Source organism: Gordonia aurantiaca (assembly GCF_039939235.1).
GTDB lineage: Bacteria > Actinomycetota > Actinomycetes > Mycobacteriales > Mycobacteriaceae > Gordonia.
The window spans coordinates 946,441-965,773 of record NZ_JBDUUF010000001.1 but is presented as its reverse complement, the minus strand read 5'-3'; the positions used below and the strand labels follow the sequence as shown (position 1 = coordinate 965,773).

The window sequence follows — 19,333 nt, the reverse complement described above, 5'->3', positions numbered from 1 at the left end:
GGTCGCGCCTGCTGCGACCCCGATGAAATCGCAGGTCAGCGCATATTGGTGCCCTCGGTAGGATTCGAACCTACGACCTACCCTTTAGGAGAGGGTTGCTCTATCCCCTGAGCTACGAAGGCATCGCGCCCCTGTGGGGGCACCGGAGAGTCTACGGCAGGATCACAGGCCTCAGGCGCACCCACCCGCCACTCCCGCACATCACGGACGTGAAATGAGTCTCGTCACCTCCACAGCGGGCGCCCGGTCGACCAAGCCCCGCTGCGCTCCCGACCCGGGCGCCGGAGAACAGCACCCGGATGACATGTGACCAGCGCAGACCTGCCTCACGCGGCCGGGTCGCCGATCTTCGGCTACAGTCGGCACCAGCACGTAACCGGGCAATTCCGACGGTGTCCGTGGCCCCTGTGCGACCCCCGGCGATGAGGCCGATGCCAGGATCGGTCCGTACACTTCGTATCGGTAACATTTTGATCAACCGGGGAGGGGTTCTTTCTTGGTGCACGCAGCAGGCTCGGCGCGCACCGCCGACGACGATTCCGACGCCTCGTCGGAGGTGACGACCACCTCGTCGGAGGCCGCCCCGTCGTCGAAGACCCAAACCGAGAAGACCCGGACCGAGAAGACCCCACCCCCGAAGACGCGTTCCCGCGCCTACACCGCCGACTTCGTCCGCGTGGTGCTGTTCACCTTCGTGGTCGTGGCCCACAGCGTCAACGCCATCAACGGCGGCCCCGACGACGTGCGCGGCGCGAACCTGGTCGGCACCTTCTGCCACCTGACCCGCTACGGCTTCGTCGCGGTGACCCTCTACGTCCTGGTGCTGAGCACCCAAGGACGCCACATGTCGCCGCTGCAGTTCTGGCGCAGGCGTTTCGGCCTGGTGATCTGGCCGTATCTGGCGTGGACGCTGATCTACTCCATCACGGACTACTTCGTCATCCGCGACCGGAGCTTCCCGTCGGCGGGTGAATGGTTGTCCGACATCGCCCACGATCTGTTGGTCGGCGAGGGCAAGTATCAGTTGTACTTCCTGCTGATCTCGATGCAGATCTACCTGTTCTTCCCGTTGATCTCATGGATCTTCGAACGCGGCCGCAACCGTCCATGGACGCTGCTGTCGATCGGCGCGCTGATCCAGATCACGATGTTCGCGATCTACCAGTATCTGCCGCGCCCGCAGGGCCGCTTCTGGGACGTCACCTACGAGCACCTGTGGAAGACGCTCCCGATGTACGCGCTCTTCATCGCGATGGGTGTGCTCGCCGCGCAGCATCAGCAGGTCGTGGACAGGTGGTTGCGCGAGCACATGGCGACCGTTTTCCTCGTCGCCGCCGGCTGCGCCGCGTTCACGGCGGCCGCCTACCTGCTGGCGACCTCGCCGGGCAACGTGCCGTGGAAGGCCAACACCGCCTGGAACCCGGCCAGCCTGCCCTGGTACATCGGCGGTTTCGTACTGCTGTGGCTCATCGGCCTCATCTGGGACGACCGGCGCGCGTCGGGGCGTCCGGCCGCGGCGGAACTCGTGTCGAAGGCGACGCTGCGCGCGTTCGGTGTGTTCGCCGTACACCCGCTCGTCCTCGACGTCCTCGGCCGCGTCGGATTCCTCAGCGGCCTGTTCGAGTGGTTCCCGCATTCGGCCGTGGTCCGGTCCATCGTGCTCATCGTCGTCGTGCTCGCGGGGTCGCTGCTGTTCGTCGACATCCTGCTGCGGCTGCCGTTCAGCAAGTACCTCGTCGCCCGGCCCCGCATCCCCCTGCGACCCAAGAAGAAGGCACAGGGCGCGAAGTCGGAGAGCATGAATTCCGAGAGCACCAAGCTCGAGGACACGACGGATCAGGACCGGGCCGGCGCGGACGAGAAGTCGACCGAGAACGCGTAACCGCTTGTCTCACCTGTATTTCGGGTTGTTCATCACCGGGATCTCGATGTTGATCGGCATCCGCAGCTCGGACATGTACCAGAGCACGAACTGTCGCAGGAACTCGTCGATCGCCCAGTACGCCTCGCGCGGCATACCGAGGTCGAGCAGCCCTTCACGCACCAGTACGTACGGCGTCCACGCGGTCTCCAGGAGCGGACTCCACACGGGTTCGCGCGGGATCTGGAGCCAGTCGGCCGCCTGATCCCCGAGCACGAACCGGGTCAGCGCACCGAGCACACCGCGCGACAACAGGCTCAGATCGAGGTTCATGCCGAGGTCGAGCAGCATGTCGGCGAGCTTCCGCCCCTCCGGGGTGGGCTGCAGGATCGGGTCGAGCACCTGCTTGGCCTGCGACTCCGCGGTCGTCCAGGAGTTCGGGATGTACTCGTCGCGCACACCGAGCATGTGGGCGGTGACCTGCCACGAGTGCAGGAATCCCTCCGACTCGTCGGGCGCGACCGGCACCTTCCAGGTCCGGAAGTTCCGCATGACGGTGGTCGGCAGACTGTGCCAGGTGACCATGATGTCGGCCTGACTGATCGGCACCGGTTCGTCGGCGGCGTGCTTCCAGTACGGCAACTGCGGCAGCAGGTACCGCACACCCGCATGCGCCATCCGGGTCTTCAGACAGGTCACGATCATCTCGCCGCCGGGTTGATAGGCGTTCAGCGAACCGATGTCGTAGCCGAGCTTTGCGGTCTTGGTGATGCGGTCCTTGAGATCCCAGCCGCCCTTCGAGTAGTAGACCGACCGCGCCTCCCGCGGGATGAGCGTGCTCATCATGCCGCTGGCGAAGCCGTAGATGACGCCCAGGTAGGTACCGCGCTTCTGATTAAATTTCACCGCGGCGTCCAGCTTCGACCAGTCGGTCCACGACGGCAGTCGCCGTGCGTGTTCCATGAAATCCCGCAACTCCTTCGGCAGGCCCGCGGGCAGCTGCTGCGAGTTCTTGTGCCAGGTGCGCAGCAGCCGGTTCACCTTCGGCGCCTGCCCGCTCTCGATGACCTTCGCGATCACCGGATCGGCCTCGTCGTCCCAGACCTGCCTCGGATCGGCGCCCGTGCCGCGACCCGGCAGCGAGTTCGCCGGCGACCACGTCCACGGCGTCGACGGGGCGACCGCGGCCACCGCACCGGCGGCGCCGACCACCCCGCCCGCCTTCAGCAGCTTCCGTCTGTTGAGTGCTTCCATGGTCCCCGTCCCATCTCTTGATGTATCAATGTGACAAACTTCGTAACGTTGTATCCTCTGTACCATCGTGTGACTCAAAGCACACGGAATTTCCCGGATTTGGGTCGCGGAATCCGGGGGAGATCGCAGAAGAGGGGAAAACGCCGAATGCCGTCGCAAGCAGCCGACCTCCCCGATCCGTCGCGCATGCCGCTCGGGTCGTCGTCGAGTTCGGTGATCCACCGGGCGTTCCTGGGGTCGGTCAACCCCTCCACCACGGAGAACGACCCGACCGCCGAACGTCTCCTCGACGCCGCCTACGACCTCTTCTGCCGACTGGGCATCCAGCGGACCCCGATGGAGAAGGTCGCCAAGCAGGCCGGCGTCACCCGGGTGACGCTGTACCGGAAGTTCGCGACCAAGGACGCACTCGTCGACGAGGTGGTGCTCCGCGAGTTCCGCCGCTACTTCGACCGGTTCCGCGCGGACATCCCCAAGGCGAAGACGGTGGCCGACCGGGTGGTCGTCGGGTTCGTCGGGTCGCTGCGGGCCATCGCGGGCAACCCGCTCATCAGCGGGATGGCACACACCGAGTCGAGCATGCTGATCGAGTCGATGATCGGTGACGACGGCCTGCTGCTGTCGGTGGTGCAGCAGTTCGTCGCGGCCCAGCTCCGCAGGGAACAGTCGGCCGGCAACATCGCCTCGGACCTCGACGTCGAGCTGGTGGCGGAGATGATGGTGCGCATCTCGGCATCATTCCTGACCGTCCCCAGCCGGGTCGTCGACATCACCGACGACGCCCAGCTCGCCGACATCGCACGACGCTTCCTCGTTCCGATGCTCGAACCGCCGCGCTGACGCGTCCCGAGTCGAGGGACTCGGCGCGGTGTCCTGTGAGTCCTCGCCGGTCGGGTGTCGAACCTCGCCCGGCGCGGCTGCTCAGTCGTTCTGCGCGACCTTCGTGGCGATGGTCGCCTCGGTGTGTTTGATGGCCTGGGCGGCAAATGGTTCGACGAGTCCGCCCAGGAGCTTGCCCGCGATACCGCCCGGCAGCGTGTAGTCGAACTCCACCTGCAGATCGGTCCCACCGTCGCCGGTGTCGCCGAACCGCCACGTGGTGTTCGCGCGGAAACCCTTTACGGCCTTGAGTTCGATGAGTTCGTTCTCGATGTACTGCGTGCACTCGACGACACTCTTCAGCGTCTTCGGGCCGACGTCGATCGCCACCTCGAAGACCGACCCGAGGCCCTTTGTGCGATCGGTGGTCGGGCTGAACCGCTTCACCCCGAAGAGGTATTCGGGCACGTTCTGATAGCCGTCGACGTACTCGAAGACGCGCTCCCGCGGCGCATCGACCTTCACCTGGTGGCGTACCACTCCCACGCTGCTCCCCGTCCTGCAGTGCCATGACCCGTCTCCTACGGGTCGGTGTCCGAGGATTACGAGACTATGTCCTCGCCACGGCATCGTCGGTGCCCGACACGACCGCGATTTGCCACCCGGGCGACAGGTCGGATATTCCTTCAGACGATGTCGACGTCAACGGGCGGATGGTCCGAACTACTCGCCCGAGAGCACCGGGCAGCGGTTTCCGTGTTCGCCGGCGGCATCCTCGTCTTCGCGATCAACACCTTCCTGACCTCCGCGTCGTTGCCGAGCACGGTTGCCGACATCGGCGGTGAGGAGTTCTACGCGTGGGTCGTCACCGTCTTCCTCATCGCGTCGGTCGTCGCGTCGATGCTGGTCACGCGCTCACTGGCCCAGTTCGGCGCCCGCGGCGCGTACCTGATCGGCTTCAGCGCGTTCACCGCCGGATCGGTGATCTGCGCGCTCTCCCCGACGATGCCGGTCCTCCTGGTCGGCCGCCTGGTGCAGGGCCTCGGCGGTGGCCTGCTCACCGGACTGGCGTTCGCGGTCGTGCAGATCGCGCTGCCGCAACGGATCTGGGGGCGCGCGATCGCGGTGATCTCGGCGATGTGGGGTGTCGGCAACCTGGTGGGCCCGCCGCTCGGCGGCCTGTTCGCCGAACTGGGCCTGTGGCGCGGGTCGTTCTGGTTCCTCAGTGCGCTCACCGCGGCGATCGCCGTCCTGGCGGCCCGGGCACTGCCCCGGGGTCGCGGGTCCGGCGACCGGCATCCGCTGCCGTGGGCGTCGCTCACGGCGGTGACCGTGGTCGCGGCAGCGGTGTCGGTGGCGTCGGTGTCGGGTTCGACAACGGCCATCGTCTCGCTGGGCGTGGTGGCGATCCTCGCGCTGGCGGGTTTCGTCGCCGTCGACCGCCGCGGCGGCACGGGGCTCCTCCCCCGCCTCACCTACACCGCGGGGAATCCGCTCAAGTGGATCTACCTGTCCATCGCGGTGTTGGCGATCGGGTCCACCACCGAGGCGTTCCTCCCGCTGTTCGGCCAGCAGGTCGGCGGACTCACGCCATTCACCGCGGGACTCCTGCCCGCGGCGCTCTCGTCCGGGTGGACCATCGCGCAGATCGCCAGCAGCACCTGGGCGCACGGTCGTGCGGCGGCTGCGGCACGCATCGCCGGACCGGCGTTCCTGGCGGCCGGACTCGCCGGATACGGCCTGGTGCAGCCGCTCGACGGCCCGGTCGCGGTCTTCGGCTGGTACGCCTTGCTGCTCCTCGCCGGCATGGGCATCGGCATGGCCTTCCCGCACGTCGCGACGTCCGCGATGGGCATCACCAATGACCAGGACGAGGCCGCGCGCGCATCGGCCGGGGTCAACTCGGTGCAGATGGTCGCCAACACCGTCGGCTCGGCGGCCGCCGGCCTGCTCGTCAGTCTCGGCTCCGATCCGGTGTCGTCGACCCGGTTGCTGTGTTTCGGGTTTGCCGGACTCGCCGTGATCGGCGTGGGGATCGCGATGCGGTCGGTACGGCCCGCCGGACCGTCCGCGGACTGAGACATCGGTGAATCCGCGCGTCCTACCGCAACGAGGAGGCCTTGTTGCGGTAGGACGCGGACTCATTCGCGGATGGTCATGCCCGTCACCAGATCGCCCTCGATGGCGAAGGTGAATGTGGAGGGACCGTTGAAGCCGTCGCCGCCCACGGTCGCGGTCAGGGTGACCGATTCGGAATCACCGACCGCGCCGAGCGGCGCAAGCGTCGCGCGCTTACCGATCAGCTCCGCATCGCTCCAGCGCCGGATCTCGTCACGACCACGGAACACTCGGCCCCAGTCGTCAACACGACCGTTGACGGCGAACGCATCCAGAAAGGCATCCGTGTCACCGCTGTTGACGGCATCGAGCAGTCGCTGCACAGGTGTAGGAACATCGACCATCTTCATCTCCTTGCGTCGCAATGGAATCAGCGTGTGGTGTAGCCGCCGTTGGCGAACAGGGTCTGACCTGTGATCCACCAACCCTCGGTGCACAGGAACGTGACGATCGGTGCGATGTCCTCGATCTTGGTCAACTGTCCGCCCATGGCCTGCGACTTGTGGAACTCGACACGCTCGGGGGTTTCCTGTGGATAGAAGAACGGCGTGTCCATCGGACCGGGGCCGATCGCATTGACCGATATTCCGCGGTCGGCGAATTCCTTCGACGCCGCGCGGTTGAAGTGTTCGACCGGACTCTTGCCACCCGCGTAGGTGGAGTAACCGTCCGTGTACGCGGCGAGCAGGCTCGTCACGATGGTGATCACCTTGCCACCCCGCTCGAGATGCGCGCCTGCCTCCTTGATGAAGAAGTACGCGGCCTTCGCATTGACGTCGAACATCAGGTCGTAGTCCGCCTCGGTCGTCTCGAGGATCGGCTTGCGGAGGACCTTGCCCACGGTGTTGACCGCGATGTCGAGACGACCGAACGCAGCGGTTGCGGCGTCGAAGAGATCGGTGACCGCAGATGCAGTCGTGAGATCTGCCTGGTGGGCGGCGGCCTGCCCACCCATGGCCCGGATCTCGGCGACGGTGTCGTCGGCAGCAGCCTTCGTCGCGTCACTGTTGTAATGGATCAGCACATCGGCTCCCCGGCGCGCGAGATCGAGCGCAACCAGCCTCCCCAGGTTCTTCGCGCCGCCGGCCACGAGCGCACCCTTCCCGTCGAACCGGGTGATCCCTGCTGATTTCTCCTGTGTGGTCATGCACCCAGTCTTTGCGGGCAAAACACAAAGATCAATCGATGTTTTATGGTGCTATCACAAACACAACTTGTATGAGGACATGCATGCCCCTTCCTGAGACCGAACTCCTCGACACCCGCCGTCTCCATCAGTTCGTGGTGGCGGTCGAATCGGACACCTTGTCCGCGGCCGCGGCTCGACTGTTCCTCACACAACAGGCCTTGTCCGCGTCGATACGCCAGCTCGAGCGCGACGTCGGCGTTCCGCTCTTCGACCGGCGCCGCCGCAAACTCCACCTGACCGATGCCGGCAACGCGCTCTTTTCCGGCGCCAAGTCACTACTCGCGGGCAATCACGCGCTGCTCACCCGGGTGCGTGAGACGGCGAAAGGCGAAAGCACGCCCTTCGTCGTGGGGCACTCGCCCGCCATCTCCGGCGACGAGGTCTACCGTCTCATCACGCCCGCGATCGATCTGATGCCGCATCAGCCGATCACAGTGCGGCAGGTCTTCCCTGGTCAGCTCCGTGACCTGTTGTTCGCCAACGAGATCGACGTCGCGCTCCGTCGCGGCGTCGAGTCGTCGGCGAATCTCGTCTCGGCCGTGTTCGCCTACCACGAGTTGAGAATCGCGGTCGTCGCCGACCATCCCCTAGCGCACCGCAATTCCATCTCGGTCCTCGACCTCATCGATACGCCCATTGTCGTGTGGGCACCCGAGCGACGGTCCTTCTACACAGACTTTCTCGTATCCTTCTGCCGCCGTGGAGGTTTCGAACCAACTCTGATCGTGAATCCGGTCCAGGGCACACCGCCTGCCACGGCAGTTGCGCGATTCCCCGAAGCCTGCGCGTTCGTCACCGACCCTCCGGGTGACCTGCACGGTGGGTCGGTTCGCGTCGTCTCGTTCGACGATCCGCCACTGGCCCCGGTGCAAGCGCTGTGGTTGCCATACACCCACTCACCGGTTCGAGACGCGATCGTGCGCGGCCGACCGGACTCGGGCTCGGCCAGGGGCTCCGGGACGCGGCCGGGAGCCGGCCCCGCATAGCGCGCGAGACCGTAGTTTTCCTCCACGTCACACAGGGGCAATGGGGCGCATACACCCAGCTCATAGCGTCGAGACGCTCGCAACCGCGGCATCCAGCGTCGTCGTCGCGCCAGCCTGCACCGGAGGTCGACGAGAATCACCAGGAGTAACCATGAGTGGCAGCATGTCCCGCCGTCAGGCCATCGAGGCCGTGACGTCTTATGAGGTGTCGGCCCCCGGCTTCACCGAGCCTCTGGCAGATACGTTCGGCCGCAATGTCTTCGGTCTGTCCGAGATGAGGAAGCGGCTCCCCGGGCATGTCTTCAAGGCGGTCTCGGCGACCATCGACACCGGCTGCCCGCTCGACCCGACGCTCGCCGACTACGTCGCTGTCGCGATGAAGGACTGGGCGATCGAGAAGGGCGCCACCCACTACGCGCACGTCTTCTATCCGCTCACCGGGCTCACCGCCGAGAAGCACGACTCGTTCCTCGAACCCGACTCGACCGGTACGTCGATGGCCGAGTTCGCGGGCAAGACCCTCTTGCAGGGCGAGCCCGATGCGTCGAGCTTCCCCAACGGCGGCCTGCGCGGCACCTTCGAGGCCCGCGGTTACACCGGCTGGGACGTCACGAGTCCCGCCTACATCCTGGAGAACCCCAACGGCAACACGCTGTGCATCCCCACCATCTTCATCTCCTGGACCGGCGAGGCCCTCGACAAGAAGACGCCGCTGCTGCGCAGCCAGCAGGCGATGAGCAAGCAGGCCATGCGCCTGCTCAAGCTGTTCGGTCACGAGAACGTCGACACCGTCGTGTCGTACGCCGGCGCCGAGCAGGAGTACTTCCTGATCGACGAGCACTTCTTCTACGCCCGCCCGGATCTGATGACCGCGAACCGCACACTGTTCGGCGCCCCGCCGTCGAAGGGCCAGGAGTTCGACGACCACTATTTCGGCGCCATCCCGGATCGCGTGCTGTCGTTCATGATCGAACTCGACCGCGAGCTGTTCAAGCAGGGCATCCCGGCCAAGACCCGCCACAACGAGGTCGCTCCCGGCCAGTTCGAGATCGCCCCGGTCTTCGAGCGTTCGGTGCTCGCGCACGATCACCAGCAACTGATGATGACGACGATGAAGAACGTCGCCGAACGGTACGGCATGAAGTGCCTGCTGCACGAGAAGCCGTTCTCGGGTGTGAACGGGTCGGGCAAGCACGTGAACTTCTCGCTCGGCAACTCCAACCAGGGCAATCTGCTGAATCCCGGTGACACGCCGCACGAGAACATGCAGTTCCTGACCTTCTGCGGCGCCATCATCCGTGCCGTCCACGACTACGGCGGCCTGCTGCGCGCCGCGGTTGCGTCGGCGTCGAACGATCACCGTCTGGGTGCCAACGAGGCCCCGCCCGCGATCATCTCGATCTTCCTCGGCGATCAGCTGATGGACGTGTTCGAGCAGATCGCCAAGGGCGGCGCGACCGGATCGAAGACCGCCGGCGTCCTCGAGCTCGGCGTCGACACCCTACCGCCGTTGAAGGCCGACCCGGGTGACCGCAACCGCACCAGCCCGTTCGCGTTCACCGGCAACCGATTCGAGTACCGTGCACCCGGCTCCAACCAGTCGATCTCCGATCCGATGGTCGCGATCAACACCATCCTGGCCGACTCGCTCGACTTCATCTCCACCGAACTCGAATCGCTGCTCGACCAGGGAATCGGCCTGAACGACGCCGTACAGAAGGTGTTGCAGGAGATCGTCGTCGATCACGGCGCGGTGATCTTCAACGGCAACGGCTACTCCGACGAATGGCAGGAGGAGGCCGCCGCCCGTGGCCTGAAGAACCTGCGCACCACCGTCGACGCCGTCGTCGAGTACACCGCGCCGGAGGTCGTGGAGATCTTCGAGAAGTACGGCGTGCTGTCGAAGCGGGAACTCGAGGCGCGCGAGGACGTCATCCTCGAGTACTACGCGCTGACGCTGCTCGTCGAGGCGAAGGAGACCTCGGAGATCGCCAGGACGCTCATCATGCCCGCCGCGATCCGGTACCAGGGTGAACTCGCCGGCACCGCGGCGTCACTCAAGATGGCCGGGATCGAGGCCCCGACGCCGCTGCTCGAGGAACTCACCGCGCTCATCGCCGAGTTCCAGACCGCGATCGCCACCCTGGACGAGGGCATCGCCGAGATGCCCGGCGAGAGCACGTACGAGGAGTCGAAGTACGCGCGCGACGTGCTCATCCCGGCGATGGCCACCGTACGCGAGGTCGCCGACACGCTCGAGGGCATCGTCGCCGACGACCTGTGGCCGTTGCCGACGTACAACGAGATGCTGACGATTCTGTAGATCTGCGTCTCCCACTGCCGCGTCTGAAGGCCGCCCCTGGAATCGGGGGCGGTCTTCAGCGCGGGCTACCGCACCCGCAAAGACAACGCCACGACGAGCCGGGTCGCCGGATCGTCGAGGTCCATGCCGGTGAGGGTTTCGATGCGACGGATACGGTAACGCAGCGTGTTCGGGTGCACGTGAAGGTCTTTCGCAGCGGCACGCACGTCACCGAACCGGTCGAGGTAGGCGCGGAGCGAGACGGTGAACTCGCTACCGGTGCGCGCATCGAGGTCGGCGAGCTCGTTCACCCGTGGATCGACCAGGTCTGGGTTGTCGGACAGCAGTGCGACGATCTCACCCAGCAGCACACCGGTGCGGGAGTCGCCGATCGTGGTGACGTCGTCGATGAGTTCGCCTTCGAGGGTGGCCGCATCGAGGACGCGATCGATCTGTGCGCGCAGCTGCGGCACCGAGGCGAGCGCTCCCGGCCCGGCGACCACCGCCCGGATGCGCACACCGAACTGCCGGTCCGTCGCGTCGACCGACACCCGCGCCCAGTCGACCGCTGCGTCGCCGGCGACGCCGGGCAGCACGGCATAGGCGCGGTCGCCGATCGTCGACGTCACCGACAGCGGACTGAATGCGCTGGCGTGCAATGTGAGTGCGGAGATGCGGCTGCGGTTGACGGCCAGCGGCGCCGACGGATTCTCGGAGTCGCCGCGCGTCGCGAATCCGACGACCGCCACCTGTTCGGCCGGTGTCAGATGTAGTTGCGTCGCAAGGTCTTCGACGTCGATGCCCTCACCTCGTGCCCCCAGCAGACGGCGGACGAGTTCGTCATGGCCGGTCCCCGCGGTGCGGCGTCGGGCGATCACGCGGGCGGCGACCGCCGCGGCGCCGACGAGCACCTCGTCGGTGTCGGGGGCGAGCGGGCGGGTCCCCTGCTGCAGCCACACGACGCCGAGGAACTCCCCACTTCCCGGGGCCCGGATGGCGATCGCGCGACGGGGACGCAGACCGAGGTCAGCCCGCTCGGAGACCGGCACCACCTTCGTCGAGGTACGCAGCGCATCCATCACGCCCCATCGGCGCAGCCACGCGAGCATGTCGGGCGGGCCCTCGCGACCGAGGATCGAGAGTCGTCGGAGTTCGTCGGCCTCGTCGCCGGTGGAGCTGTAGGCGAGCACGTGGGAGCGTTCGTCCTCGATGCTGACGAGGCCGTTGGTGCGGTGGGCGACCTCGGCCGCGAGCTCGAACAGATCGCCGGTGGTGCCGGTCTCCATGGACTCGCCGCTGCCGACGTCCGCACGCGTGGCCTCGAGAACATGGTCGACGAGGTTGTAGATGCGTTCCCAGCGGGCATGCGGGTCGATCGCGACGACGGCGACACCGAGCCGTTCGGCGACGTCCGCGAGCAGCGTCGACGTCGTCTTGCCGAGGACTGCGACCGGCCGGTGGACGCCGAGTCCGTTGAGCAGCTCGATGCCCATCTCGTCGGACAGGCCCACCAGCAGGTAGACGTCGGCCGAGCGGGCGGCGTGGCCGAGGCCGTAGCGGACATCGTCGACGTCGATCATGGCGAGCGAGCGCACCGGGACGTCGAGGCCCCGCGGCGCGGTGACCAGCGTCGCGATGGTCCGGTCGAGCGCCAGGACGAGCCGTCCGAGCGCCACACCCGACGATTTGTCCATACAGACAAGAATACGGCGGTTTGCTTTGCCAATCGTCCATACCGAGGCGCCGATGCCCGGATCAACCTTGCGGTATGGACGCCATCACCTCTCCCCCGCGCCCGGCCAACGAGCCGGTCCACAGCTACGCACCCGGTTCTCCGGAACGCATACGCCTCGTCAACGAACTCACCGCCCAGTCCGAGAGGGGCAGGCGCGAACTGCCACACATCATCGGCGGGCACCTGCGTCTCGGGCACGGCGAGCACATCGACGTCGTGCAACCGCATGCCCACCGTGAGGTGCTCGGCTTCATCACCAACGCCACGCACGACGACGCCCGGGCAGCCGTCGACGCCGCGATGGCCGCCAGGGACGACTGGGCACACACCAGCTTCGACGACCGTGCCGCCGTGATCCTGCGTGCCGCCGAACTCCTCTGTGGCCCGTGGCGCGAGCGGATCGCCGCAGCGACCATGCTCGGTCAGTCGAAGTCGGTGCAGCAGGCCGAGATCGACGCTCCGTGCGAGCTCGCCGACTTCTGGCGGTTCAACGTCCACTTCGCCCGGGAGATCCTCGCCGAGCAACCGGTGTCCTCGCCCGGCGTCTGGAACCGCCTGGAGTACCGGCCGCTGGACGGCTTCGTCTACGCGGTCACACCGTTCAACTTCACCGCCATCGCCGCGAACCTGCCGACCGCGCCGATGCTCATGGGAAACACGGTGGTGTGGAAGCCCGCTCCGACACAAGCATATTCGGCTCAGTACACGATGGCGTTACTCGAGGCCGCCGGCCTTCCTCCCGGGGTGATCAACCTGGTCCACGGCGACGGCAAGGACGTCTCGGATGTGGTTCTGGCCGATGAAAACCTGGCCGGCATCCACTTCACCGGGTCCACCGCGACATTCAAGTTCCTGTGGCAGCAGGTCGGCGCGAACATCGAGCGCTACCGCAACTATCCGCGGCTCGTCGGCGAGACCGGCGGCAAGGACTTCATCGTCGCCCACCCGTCCGCCGACCCCCTCGCCCTGCGGACGGCCCTGATCCGCGGCGCCTTCGAGTATCAAGGCCAGAAGTGTTCGGCCGCATCGCGCGCCTACATCGCACGGTCGATGTGGGAGAAGATGGGCGACGACTTCCTCGGCGAGACGGCCGAGATCACCTACGGCGACGTTCGCGACCTGTCGAACTTCGGCGGGGCGCTCATCGACCGGAAGGCCTTCGACAAGCAGATCGCCGCGCTGCGTCGGGCGAAGTCGTCGCCACGGATCACCGTCGCGGTCGGCGGACAGGTCGACGACTCGGTCGGCTACTTCGTGCAGCCCACCGTGCTGCTGGCCGACGATCCCACCGACGAGGCGTTCTCCACCGAGTACTTCGGGCCGATCCTGTCGGTGTACGTCTACGACGACAAGGACTTCGACACCGTTCTGGGACTTGTCGATTCGACCGCGAAGTATGCGCTCACCGGGGCGATCTTCGCGACCGACGTCGCGGCGATCGCCGTCGCCTCCGACCGGTTGCGCAACGCGGCGGGCAACTTCTACATCAATGACAAGCCGACCGGGGCCGTCGTCGGTCAGCAACCGTTCGGGGGCGCGCGGGCGTCGGGCACGAACGACAAGGCAGGGTCCATGCAGAATCTGCTGCGCTGGACGTCGACCCGCACGATCAAGGAGACGTTCACCCCGCCGACCAACTGGCGGTATCCGCACATGAGCACCGACTTCACGGGGATCTGAGGTGGGTGCCTTCGACACGCTGCTGCGGCCGGGCATCCTGGCGGCCGCACGCAGCAACCGGATGAAAGAGGCGTCGCAACGTTGGGCGGTCACCGAGAAGGTGGTCCGGCGGTTCGTGCCCGGCGAGACGCTCGACGACGTACTGGCCGCGGTGCGCCGGGAACTCGACGACGGACTCGCGGTCTCGGTCGACCATCTCGGAGAGGACACCACCGACGAGTCGCAGGCCGACGCCGCCGTCGCCGCGTATGTGTCCCTGCTGGACGCGATGCCGTCGCTGGGTGAACGGCCGCCGGGTTCATTGGAGGTGTCGCTGAAGCTCACCGCGCTCGGACAGCGACTCCCCGAGCACGGGGCGAAGATCGCCGAGGAGAACGCGCGGACGATCGCCGTCGCAGCGCGTCGGGTAGGCGCGCTCGTGACCATCGACGCCGAGGACCACACCACCGTCGACGAGCGGCTCGCCATCGTGCGGTCGTTGCGACGCGACTTCCCCGAGGTCGGGACGGTATTGCAGGCATACCTGCGACGCACCGAAGACGACTGCACCGAGTTCGCGGCGTCCGGTGCGCGAATCCGCTTGTGCAAGGGCGCCTACGCCGAACCGGCATCTGTCGCCCATCAGGACCGCCGGCAGGTCGATGAGGCGTATCTCCGCTGCCTGCGGATCCTGATGAAGGGAAACGGCCATCCGATGGTCGCCACCCACGATCCGACGATGATCGAGGCGGCGGCGATCCTGGCCGCGGAGTTCGATCGCACCCCTGACAGTTGGGAACACCAGATGCTCTACGGCATCCGGACCGACGAGCAGCGTCGGCTGGTGGATTCCGGCGTACGGGTCCGGGTGTACATCCCATATGGCACCGAGTGGTACGGCTACTTCGTCCGACGCCTGGCGGAGCGTCCGGCGAACCTGGGCTTCTTCCTGCGGGCGCTCGCGGGCTGACGTCAGAAGGGCGCGGGACCGTACCCGATTTCGCGGTGTCGGCGTGCCCGTATGTTCCGGGCACGCTCGGTTCGCCGGCGGGCGTGCTCGTCTTCCGGCCGGTTCCGTGGGCGCGGTACGTGGCCGTCGGTGATGGTGCGTGGTCGGGGTGGGGCCCGGGGTGCTCGTCGCCGGCCGGTGTGGCCGATCCCTCCGACACGTTCCCCCCTCAACGGAAATGAGCGTCGCGCCAGAACAGCACGCTACCGGCGGGAAGAACGGTGGCGGTGGTGCCCGTGTGCCGGTCGGCGTGGGTTCCGATGACGGCCTCCACCACCGACCGGGCCAGCTGCGGCGGTGCCCAGACCAAGCCCGCCTCGGGTCGGTTGACGCCTGTCGAGTTGGAGAAAGACGCGCTGCGGGAGATCGCCAAGTGAAGATTCTGAGCCCAACCGCCAAACGCGCCGCGGTCGACATGCTCAAAGACGTAAAGGGTTTGTCAGAACGTATGGCGTGCAGGGTAGTTGGGCTCTCACGATCTGCCTGCCGGCGTGTGCCGGTGAACATACACCGGCCGACCCGGTCGCCGGCCTGCGGACACGGCTACGCACCTCCGCCCGTAAACATCCTCGACACGGGTTCCGGCGGGCGTGGGCGCACCCGCGGTTCGACGACGGCGTCCTGATCGACCGACCACAGCAGGTCTCGACCCACGGTGCACGAAACCGTGTACGGGACGATCACGTTGCGGTTGTGTCCGGAAACCGGGACGAACAGCAACCAGATCACGGCGAGCCACAGGGACGAGTGCCGAGTCCCTACCTCGGTTGCGCCCGGTGTATCTGGTCCGCGGCCCGGGCCGGGTCGAGCTCGACGTCGGTGACGAAAACCGCAGGCCCGATGCTCAGCGTGCCGGAGGTGAGCGGCTGTGCCCGCAGACCGCCGCGCCCGATGAGCGCCTTGCGCACGCCTTCCCCGGCGACGGTGTCCATCCACGCGCATGGGTGGGCGGGGCGTCCACCGCGAAAACGGATCGGGCCGGCGCCGGTGTCGAGTTCGAACTCCCTACCGCGCAACGGATCGAGTTCGACGCCGCACACGACGACATTGCGCCGGGCCGGCACAGGGTCGGCGTCGCCTGCTGCGGCAGCCCAGGCCTCGAGCGCCAGGAAGGTCACGGCGGCCTCCGTGTGGGCCTTGACCCCGAAGAAGCGGTCGCCGCGGATCCCCTTGTCAGCCACGATCTCCACCGTGTCGGGGGTCGACGTCTCCACGTCGTCGGCGGGCCCGTCCTTGGGGCGGCCGAAGTAGGCGTGCTTCGGGGAGACGACGAGGGTCATGACCTCGCAGCGGGTTTCGTAGGTCATGGCGCCCTCAGTACCCGGTGAAGGTGTCTGCGTGAATCCGCCACGGCCGCAACCTCGTCGCAGGGTCGAGCGCACGGATCGTCGCCGAGGTCCGTTCGACGAACGCCGGCGGCCCCGACACGTGGTAATGCGCGCCCTCGCCGTCGGGGGCGATCAGCTCGGCGAGGCGGACGGGATCGTCGATGCCGTCGGCAAGGCCTGGTTCGACAACGGTCACCACCCGCGCCGACCGCGCTCGCGCCGCCTCGAGTTCGTCGTCGTAGACGGTTCGCTCCGTGGCACGCAAGACATGGACCAGCGTCAACCCGGAGAGGTCGGCGCGTCGAGTGACCGCACCATCGACACGAACGGCGTGATCCCGATGCCCGACGCGAGCAGCACCACCCTGCCCTTGCCCGGGAACCCGCGCGGCAACACGAAATCGCCACCGATCTCGTCGACCCAGGCCCGCCGCACGCGACCCTCGATGAGCGCGGCCTTGAATGCCGACGGCACACCGGACACGGTGAACCCGAACTCGACGGGAGACTCCTTCGGCGCGGACACGAAGGAGAACACCCGCCGCGAACCGACCCACACCGGGGCCGACCACCGAGGCACGCTCACGCTCGACCACTGCCCCGCCCGGAACACCGGTGCGCCCCCGGCGGGTTCACCGCGCAGCGCGTGGGTTCGCTCGGCGAGCGGTTCGCTGGTCACATCCAAACGCACGCGTCGCGCGGTGCGGGTGGCCAGGCGCACCACGAATGCGTAGAGGCAACCGACCAACAACGCGACCTCCGGAACGAAGGCCAGCGTGTACGACTCGGTCACCTCCACCGTGTACTGGCAGTGCATGAGCACCCCGACGAGTGCCGCGTAGATCAGGCGGTGCGACCGGGTCGCGGGCGACGTGAGCGGTTCGGGCAGCATGACCGCGGCGACGAACAGCAACGGGCTCGACACGAACCATGTCGCGAGATCCTGTCCGCCGCGTGCGAGTTCGACGACTCCGATGGTCACCAGGGACGCGGCGATGAAGGCGATGACCAGCTGCCAGTCCCGGATCAGGGTCACCACGAGCACCCCGACGACGACCATCGGGATCAGCATCGGTTCGGCCGCGACCCACCAGAACGGGAAGCTGATTCCGTCGACCCCGGCGTACGCGAGCGCATAGCACCCGACCGCGCCGGCGACCGCCGGGTTCACGATCAGCCGACGACGCCATGCGAGAACGTACTTCGACGCCGACGCGATGGCCGCACCGATCGCGACCGTCGCGATCGCGGTGTCCTCCGAACCTCCGGGCAGCACGAAGAACAGGATCAGCGCGGTGATGAGCCATGAATCGGAGTTCGGCGGCACCCGCAACAGTGCGGCGATCACGTAGGTGGAGACGAACCCGGCGACCACCGCGACCGCCAGCCATACCGCGAGATCGTCAGGCCCGTAACCGAAGTCGCCGTCGGTTGCGGACACGATGAACGCGCTCCCCGCCAGCAGGACGAGTCCGCACAACACCGCCCGATACGGCGTCAGCTGCCGCCGTGCCGCATCGATCGGCGCGAGAACCCGCACGAGACCGGTCTTCACAGGAACAGCTCCAATCCCGGGACCGCCGTGTGCTCGACACTCCCGTTGCGTCGGATGGTGACGTGGTGGAATCCGTCGGCGTGATGGTCGAAGTGGCCACGGAGGTGTGCCGCGGGGGCGAAGAACAGCGCGGTGGCCAGCCCGTCGGCCTCCATCGCGGTCGGCGCGATCACCCAGGTGGCCAGCACCTCCCACGCCGGTGACGCGGTGCGCGGGTCGACGATGTGGTGCCAGTCGGCCCATGTCCGCCGGTTCGACGCCGACGCACAGATCGCGCCGCCGTCGAGCGCGACCACCCCGATCGCCCTGACGGGGTCCAGCGGATGCTCCAACGCGACACGCACCGGTGTCTCCCGCGGGGAGACGACCATGTCGCCGCCCGCATCGACGATGTAGTCGTCGACGAAGCCGGCGACGATCTCCGCGACCCGGTCGACGGCGAACCCCTTTCCGGCCGCGCCGACGTCGACGAGCACGGGTTCACGCAGGTCGAGTGCTTCGTGGTGTCCGACGATCACGTCGTCCCAGGCCGGCGCCGCGGGGATCGACGACGCGGGTCGCAACGTGTAGTCGGCGTCGTATCCGGCGGCTGCGAGGGTTCCGCCGACGAGTGGTGTGACGGCGCCGCCGGTCAGCTCGTACAGCCGTCGGTACCAGTCGAGCAGCGGCCGATCGCACGGCTCGATCGGATACCGGCCGGCGGTACGCGCCATCGCGGCGACCATCGAGTCGTCGCGAAACCTGGACCATGCCAGGTCGATTCGTTCGATCTCCGCGCCGACCGACGCGACGGCGGTGTCGGGCAGTGGTGCCGGAGTCGTGATCGTCCACCGGGTGCCGATCGCCTCGAATACCCAGTCGTGAAACGTGCCAGGGGTTTTCACCACGGGAGAGTCGAGCCCGCGCTCAGCCGGCCGCTTCCTTCTTGATCTTCTCGATCGCCTCGTTGAACCCACCGGAGGTCAGCGACGAGCCGGACACCTTGTGCACGTCGATCTCGTCGATGTTCTTGCCCACCACGACATCGGCGATGCCGCCGGCGAACTTGCCCTGGTATTCCAGCGACGGACCCTTGGTCAGACTGGTGTCGACCGACACCGCCTTGATGATGTTGTTGGACAGGGTGACGGTGACCCCGACCTTCTGCGGCCCGCCGGGCGAGATGTATCCGCCCTCCGCGGTGTACACACCGTCCTTGTAGTGGACGTCGTGGGACGGGTCGTGTCCGGCCGGATGTGAGGCCGCCGCCGTGTCCGTGGTGGCGGTCGTCGAACCGGGGTCGGAATCGTCCGACGAACACGCTCCGGCGACCAGACCGACGGCCGCCATCGCCGCGACCACACCGCCGGTGCGGGTCAGCAGGGCCGAGCGTCCGGACCGGGCCGCCCCCGATTGTTCAGATACGGACGGTTCAGACACCGACGATTCAGATGCCGACAGATCGGGATCGATGCTCTTTTCACGGATCATCGGCCCATTGTCCCCGACGACCTGCGCAAGCGTGAGCCGGGCGCGGCCC

16 protein-coding genes, 1 tRNA gene and 1 pseudogene are annotated in these 19,333 nt (G+C 67.2%); 7 read left to right on the top strand and 11 right to left on the bottom strand.

The annotated features are described in order from the left end of the window. Positions 1–46: 46 nt before the first annotated feature. Positions 47–122, bottom strand: a tRNA-Arg gene (locus tag ABFT43_RS04425). 377 nt (positions 123–499) lie between these two features. Here ABFT43_RS04425 and ABFT43_RS04420 point away from each other — a divergent pair. Then, complete coding sequence (locus tag ABFT43_RS04420; RefSeq protein WP_347959275.1) at positions 500–1,882, top strand: acyltransferase; 1,383 nt, start codon at positions 500–502, stop codon at positions 1,880–1,882. A 9-nt stretch (positions 1,883–1,891) separates the two neighbouring features. Here the strand turns inward: ABFT43_RS04420 and ABFT43_RS04415 are convergent, their stop codons facing one another. After that, positions 1,892–3,115: an oxygenase MpaB family protein gene (locus ABFT43_RS04415; protein WP_347959145.1), complete on the bottom strand. Its 1,224-nt coding sequence runs from the start codon at positions 3,113–3,115 to the stop codon at positions 1,892–1,894. Positions 3,116–3,262: 147 nt separating this feature from the next. Between ABFT43_RS04415 and ABFT43_RS04410 the strand changes: the two genes are divergently transcribed. Then, positions 3,263–3,955: a TetR/AcrR family transcriptional regulator gene (locus tag ABFT43_RS04410; protein ID WP_347959144.1), complete on the top strand. Its 693-nt coding sequence runs from the start codon at positions 3,263–3,265 to the stop codon at positions 3,953–3,955. Between the two features lie 81 nt (positions 3,956–4,036). Here the strand turns inward: ABFT43_RS04410 and ABFT43_RS04405 are convergent, their stop codons facing one another. Next, positions 4,037–4,480, bottom strand: coding sequence for an SRPBCC family protein (locus ABFT43_RS04405; protein WP_347959143.1), 444 nt, complete (start codon positions 4,478–4,480; stop codon positions 4,037–4,039). Between the two features lie 147 nt (positions 4,481–4,627). Between ABFT43_RS04405 and ABFT43_RS04400 the strand changes: the two genes are divergently transcribed. Beyond that, complete coding sequence (locus ABFT43_RS04400) at positions 4,628–6,013, top strand: MFS transporter (RefSeq protein WP_347959142.1); 1,386 nt, start codon at positions 4,628–4,630, stop codon at positions 6,011–6,013. A 62-nt stretch (positions 6,014–6,075) separates the two neighbouring features. Here the strand turns inward: ABFT43_RS04400 and ABFT43_RS04395 are convergent, their stop codons facing one another. Together ABFT43_RS04395 and ABFT43_RS04390 are read right to left on the bottom strand one after the other, a co-directional pair. Continuing rightward, positions 6,076–6,396 carry a nuclear transport factor 2 family protein gene (locus ABFT43_RS04395; protein ID WP_347959274.1) on the bottom strand — a complete coding sequence of 107 codons (321 nt, stop codon included), beginning with the start codon at positions 6,394–6,396 and terminating at the stop codon, positions 6,076–6,078. Positions 6,397–6,422: 26 nt separating this feature from the next. Next, positions 6,423–7,199, bottom strand: coding sequence for an SDR family oxidoreductase (locus ABFT43_RS04390; RefSeq protein WP_347959141.1), 777 nt, complete (start codon positions 7,197–7,199; stop codon positions 6,423–6,425). Positions 7,200–7,210: 11 nt separating this feature from the next. Here ABFT43_RS04390 and ABFT43_RS04385 point away from each other — a divergent pair, with 11 nt between their 5' ends. Both ABFT43_RS04385 and ABFT43_RS04380 read left to right on the top strand, forming a co-directional pair. Next, entirely contained in the window at positions 7,211–8,227 is a 1,017-nt protein-coding gene (locus ABFT43_RS04385; protein ID WP_347959140.1) for a LysR family transcriptional regulator, read from the top strand. 151 nt (positions 8,228–8,378) lie between these two features. Beyond that, positions 8,379–10,550 carry a glutamine synthetase III family protein gene (locus tag ABFT43_RS04380; protein ID WP_347959139.1) on the top strand — a complete coding sequence of 724 codons (2,172 nt, stop codon included), beginning with the start codon at positions 8,379–8,381 and terminating at the stop codon, positions 10,548–10,550. A 65-nt stretch (positions 10,551–10,615) separates the two neighbouring features. Here ABFT43_RS04380 and ABFT43_RS04375 read toward each other — a convergent pair whose 3' ends face one another. After that, positions 10,616–12,223: a PucR family transcriptional regulator gene (locus ABFT43_RS04375; RefSeq protein ID WP_347959138.1), complete on the bottom strand. Its 1,608-nt coding sequence runs from the start codon at positions 12,221–12,223 to the stop codon at positions 10,616–10,618. Between the two features lie 74 nt (positions 12,224–12,297). Between ABFT43_RS04375 and pruA the strand changes: the two genes are divergently transcribed. Both pruA and ABFT43_RS04365 read left to right on the top strand, forming a co-directional pair. Further along, a complete protein-coding gene (gene pruA, locus ABFT43_RS04370) occupies positions 12,298–13,944 on the top strand; it encodes an L-glutamate gamma-semialdehyde dehydrogenase (RefSeq protein ID WP_347959137.1) in 1,647 nt (548 codons plus the stop codon). 61 nt (positions 13,945–14,005) lie between these two features. Continuing rightward, positions 14,006–14,893, top strand: a complete 888-nt coding sequence (locus ABFT43_RS04365) for a proline dehydrogenase family protein (RefSeq protein ID WP_347959273.1) — start codon at positions 14,006–14,008, stop codon at positions 14,891–14,893. Between the two features lie 208 nt (positions 14,894–15,101). Here ABFT43_RS04365 and ABFT43_RS04360 read toward each other — a convergent pair whose 3' ends face one another. The 5 genes and pseudogenes from ABFT43_RS04360 to ABFT43_RS04335 form a co-directional block, all read right to left on the bottom strand. Continuing rightward, complete coding sequence (locus ABFT43_RS04360) at positions 15,102–15,305, bottom strand: hypothetical protein (protein ID WP_347959136.1); 204 nt, start codon at positions 15,303–15,305, stop codon at positions 15,102–15,104. Between the two features lie 385 nt (positions 15,306–15,690). After that, positions 15,691–16,239, bottom strand: a complete 549-nt coding sequence (locus tag ABFT43_RS04350) for a molybdenum cofactor biosysynthesis protein (RefSeq protein ID WP_347959135.1) — start codon at positions 16,237–16,239, stop codon at positions 15,691–15,693. 7 nt (positions 16,240–16,246) lie between these two features. Next, positions 16,247–17,814, bottom strand: a pseudogene (locus ABFT43_RS04345) (RnfABCDGE type electron transport complex subunit D). Then, positions 17,811–18,698, bottom strand: coding sequence for an FAD:protein FMN transferase (locus ABFT43_RS04340; protein WP_347959134.1), 888 nt, complete (start codon positions 18,696–18,698; stop codon positions 17,811–17,813). Before ABFT43_RS04340 ends, ABFT43_RS04345 begins: the two are co-directional and overlap by 4 nt. A 22-nt stretch (positions 18,699–18,720) precedes the next feature. Further along, positions 18,721–19,284: an FMN-binding protein gene (locus ABFT43_RS04335; protein ID WP_457590094.1), complete on the bottom strand. Its 564-nt coding sequence runs from the start codon at positions 19,282–19,284 to the stop codon at positions 18,721–18,723. Between the last annotated feature and the right edge of the window lie 49 nt (positions 19,285–19,333).